Annotated in this window: 1 protein-coding gene; it reads right to left on the bottom strand. The window is 65.3% G+C overall.

Translation table 11 applies throughout. The features are described from left to right. Positions 1–430 (bottom strand): isocitrate lyase/phosphoenolpyruvate mutase family protein (locus AC1DHL_RS29945; RefSeq protein ID WP_478164360.1); only part of this gene is annotated, 430 nt, incomplete at both ends.

Below are 430 nucleotides of genomic sequence, written 5' to 3'. Positions count from 1 at the left end.
GCGTGCTGTAGTACTTCGTCGGCACGATGACCAGCGGACCCCGGCCTGCCCATTCGCGCGCGAAGGTCAGGATCTCGTCCGGCTTGGACAGCTTGCTGTGGATCAGGATGGCGTCGGCGCCGGCCTGACGGTAGGCCTCGGCGCGGCGCAGGGCTTCTTCCATGCCCCAGCCGGCGATCAGGGCTTCCACGCGGGCGACGATCGAGAAATTGTCGTCGGTCTGCGAGTCCTTGCCGGCCTTGATCTTGCCGCAGAATTCGTCGATTTCCGCCAGCGGCTGGCGCTCGCCGTCGATGAAGCTGTTGGTCTTCGGGAACTGCTTGTCCTCGATGCAGACGCCGGCAATGCCGCGCTGCTCGAGCTTGCGCACCAGACGGCGCACATTGTTGAAGTTGCCGTAGCCGGTGTCGCCGTCGAGCAGGATCGGCAG

This window comes from Variovorax sp. 10L426 (assembly GCF_056395305.1).
The sequence above is the reverse complement of the archived record's forward strand: the minus strand, read 5'-3'. Positions and strand labels throughout refer to the sequence as shown.